Source organism: Sediminibacterium salmoneum NBRC 103935 (assembly GCF_000511175.1).
In the GTDB taxonomy this organism is placed as follows: Bacteria; Bacteroidota; Bacteroidia; order Chitinophagales; family Chitinophagaceae; genus Sediminibacterium; species Sediminibacterium salmoneum.
On the sequence record NZ_KI866530.1, the window covers coordinates 1,993,835 to 1,997,735 of the forward strand.

The window sequence follows — 3,901 nt, forward strand, 5'->3', positions numbered from 1 at the left end:
GTTATTTTCCTGGCAGGAGCCCGGGGCAATTTTTTCTAAAAATGCACTCATTTCGCTGGCACAGTTGGCTATATAAACACTCAGAAAATTATCCCCGTATTCCAAGCCATGGGCAATTCCGGCACCCAACGCGTATATATTTTTCATAACGGCAGCATACTGCACCCCTACTACATCTGTATTAACCACAGTATTAATATAATCCGTAGTAAAGTATTTGGCAATTGCTGCTGTCTGATCGGCGTCTACCCCTGAAAAAGTAAGATAGGAAAGCTTTTCAGCAGCTACTTCTTCGGCATGACAGGGACCCAATAAAGTAAAATACTGCTCCAAGGGTATATGAAAATGCTCGTTAAGAAACTCATGCAGCAGTTGATTCTTGGTTGGTGTTATTCCTTTAACAGCAGAAACAATCTTCTTCCCTACCCACTTGTCTGCTGAAACCTGTAGCAAAGCTTCTTCTACATAAGCAGAAGGAACAGCCACTACGACTACTTCTGATGCTTCAATTACAGCATTGATATCTGCATCCAGGTGTAATTGTGCCGGATTAAAATAGGCTGAACTTAAATAATGGGGATTGTGCCTGCGTTTCTTGAAAGATTGAATACTTTCTTCGTTTCTGATATACCAGTGAATGGTGTTACCGTTATCTGTGAGGATTTTGGCCAAAGCGGTTGCCCAGCTTCCACCTCCTATGATTCCAAACTGCATATGGCTGATTTATCGCTATTAATTCAGCAAACATACAGAAAAACAAATGGACGACCGGAGCCGTCCATTTGCATAAGCATTATAAAAGATTTTAGTCTTTTTTCTTCTCCTCAAATAGTTTATCCTTCTCCACAATTGTTACCAAATTGCCGTCTTTCAGCATTTTACTTACAATGGAATATGGACCGGTAATTACTTTATCTCCTTCTTTCAATCCCTCCGTTACTTCAATATTGTTCAGATCCTGAATAGCAGTTTTTACTTTCACTTTTTTCACTTTGTTATCCGCCTGCAACACAAATACCACTTCTTCAATTGTGTCATCAGAAGATACTGATTTCTGTTCTGTTTTTTCTACCTGCGCAACTTTTCCATCCGACTTCTTCTCCTCTTTCTTTTCCTTCTGGTCTTCCTTGCTATCTCTGGTAGTTACCGCATTCAAAGGAACAGACAATACATTGTATTTACTTCTTGTCTGAATATCAGCACTGGCTGTCATACCCGGACGGAATGGAAAAGACTTACCAGGAACTACCAGATCAGTATAGCTTTCTGGTAATAAACGAATATGCACTTTGTAATTGGTAACTTCTGCTGTAGCATTGGCAGTTAAATTATTACCTGTACTTGGGTTGGCAATTTTATAAACAATACCCTTGAATTTTCTGGAAGTATAAGCATCTACTTCTACAATGGCTGTATCACCAATTTTCACTTTAGGAATATCGTTTTCACCCACATCTACTCTTACTTCAAAACTGCGCATATCTGCTACACGCATCATTTCGGTACCAACGTTAAAACTGTTACCCGCCACACGCTCACCTTTCTTGATGGCCAGTAAACTGATTACACCATCCATTGGTGAAGTAATTAAGGTTCTTCCGATATCTTTATTGGCTCTGTTTAATTGTGCCTGAACACTTTGCACACCGGCTTTTGCACTTTTGATACCTTCCATTGCCGCATTGTAATTGGCACGTGCAGATTTTACTGCCTGCTCTGCCTGTTCAAATTCCAGACGGCTGATTACTTTTTCTTCTAATAATTTCTTTTGACGATTGTATTGAATTTCTGCCTGATCCAAAGTTGCTTTAATGGCAGCAGACTGCGCAGTGGTATTAGACACCTGTGCTTCTTGCTGACTAACACCTGCAGCCACCTGGTCTCTTTGCGAGTTCAGGATATCCGCATAAATTCTGGCCAATACCTGACCGCGTTTTACGGTATCTCCCTCAGCTACTGCCAATTCAACAATCTCACCGCTTACGTCGGGACTGATTTTTACTTCAATTTCAGGATATACTTTACCGCTGGCATTTACGGTTTCTATAATGGTTCTGCGCTGTACGGCTTCAGCAGTTACTTTAATGCCCTCTTCCTTTCCAATCACCCCTGCTTTTTTCAGTCCAATGATAACACCAATGGTTACCACCAGTCCTACAATAATCCAGATTAACTTCTTACTCATAAATTGCTTTTTATAATTTGATTCCTTGGCCTTTGTAAAATTCTAAAAGTTTGATTCTAAAAATATAATCGAACTGGTTATTCAAACGATCCAGCTTTGCTCTTAGCAAATTGTTCTGACTGGTAATTAAATCCAGTGTTGTAGACAAACCTTCCTCAAAACGTTTACTTGCGTAATCATATGCTTTCTGAGAAGCTTCCACCGATTTTTCACTGGCCAGAAAACGTTGCATAGCTGCAGTTGCATTGGTATGCGCCTGATAGATATTTTGCTGCAAAGTAAGATCTGCCTGTTGTCTGTTTATCTGAGCCGTTCTTAAATTCAGTTTAGAACGTTCGTAGCCTAAGCGTGCAGAACCCGCATTAAAAATGGGAATCTGAATATTAAAGCCAAAATTCTGTCTGAAGTTCTGCTCAATCTGGCCACCCCATCCATTCCACATCTGGAAAAAGTTCCGCTTGCTCGAAGTCAATTGAATATCTGGCTGAAATACCTGATAGTTCTGGCTATTAACAGTAACAAAATTAGTAGTAGGTCTTACCCCTATTACATTAGCTCCGGTAACAGTAGTAGCCGCATTGGCAAAGTTGGAACCCATTCCACCAAAGGCAGAAATAGTTGGATAGAATGCCGATTTAGCTCTTTTAATAGATGCTTCAGCCGACTTAATTCTAAAGTCACTTACTTTTTGTGCGGGCTGATTATTCAATGCCAGTTGATACAACATTGCGGGATCCAATTCTCCTAATGGCTGCAAGGGTATCGCATTAACGGCAGGAATTTCCACTTCAAAAGGAACAGACATATCCAGGTTAATCGCAGCTTTTAGCTGAATAACCGCCTGCTGATAAGTAGCTTTTGCGCTTACCATTGTGCTGCTGTCCCGGGCTAATTGCGCTTCAATTTCTGCAGAGCTTAATTCCGGCAGGGTTCCCGCTGCTACCCGCTTACGGGTAAAGCCCAGCTGAGAGGCTGTTTGTCCAACCTGCACTTCCGCAATGGCAATCTGCTGTTTGGCAGCTACCACCTGCAAGTAAAATGTTGCTATGCTTAAGGAAACATCGTTGGTAATTCTCTCAATATCTGTTAAAGCAGCCTGTGCATTGAATCCGGCAATCTGCCTGTCTGCCTTTAAAGCTCCCCAGTTAAAAACGGTGGCGTTTACATTCAGGTTCAGCTGCTGGAATAATAGTTGCGTAGTGGTAAACAAGTTCGTGGTAGGATCAATGGATCTACCAAACTGTGTACCCACGTTCGTATTGGCACTGGCCGAAGGATACTGGGCCAGTTTGGTACGTTCTACTTCCAATGCTGCCAAACGGGCCTGAACATCCGCCTGCTTAACAGAAATATTGTTTTTGGCAGCGTATTCAACACAGCGCTGCAGGTTCCATTTGTCTGTTGTAGGCTGGGCCATTAACTGCCCCCCCAACGTAAAACAACCGAACACGGTTAAAAGTAAATTCCTCATAGAACAAAAATAAGTTATTCGGCGAGGCTTTTACAGAATTTAGACAGACGGAAAGGAAAGGGATGGTTTTGTGTTTATAATAGTATGAAAGGCAGTTTATACTGATTTTATCCCTTTTTTAATCGCTGACTGATAAAATAGATGGCCATGAAAGCTGCCAGAACCCCGGTTCTACCAGGGCAGTCTGTGGGGTCTGAATAGCAATGCGTAATAACTTCGTATAGCATACATTATACGAAGTTATC

General features: G+C 41.5%; 3 protein-coding genes. All 3 read right to left on the minus strand.

The window, feature by feature from the left end:
* The coding region (locus P767_RS16615) for an NAD(P)H-dependent glycerol-3-phosphate dehydrogenase (protein ID WP_037351712.1) at window positions 1-714 on the minus strand (714 nt) is incomplete at its 3' end.
* A 91-nt stretch (window positions 715-805) separates the two neighbouring features.
* Complete coding sequence (locus tag P767_RS0109270; RefSeq protein ID WP_026764275.1) at window positions 806-2,185, minus strand: efflux RND transporter periplasmic adaptor subunit; 1,380 nt, start codon at window positions 2,183-2,185, stop codon at window positions 806-808.
* 10 nt (window positions 2,186-2,195) lie between these two features.
* Window positions 2,196-3,656, minus strand: coding sequence for a TolC family protein (locus P767_RS0109275; RefSeq protein ID WP_051417265.1), 1,461 nt, complete (start codon window positions 3,654-3,656; stop codon window positions 2,196-2,198).
* Between the last annotated feature and the right edge of the window lie 245 nt (window positions 3,657-3,901).

What these genes read in the sequence shown, in the direction of transcription:
- P767_RS0109270 (WP_026764275.1), bottom strand. Translation starts at nt 2,185, where the DNA reads ATGAGTAAGAAGTTAATCTGGATTATTGTAGGACTGGTGGTAACCATT.
- P767_RS0109275 (WP_051417265.1), bottom strand. Translation starts at nt 3,656, where the DNA reads ATGAGGAATTTACTTTTAACCGTGTTCGGTTGTTTTACGTTGGGGGGG.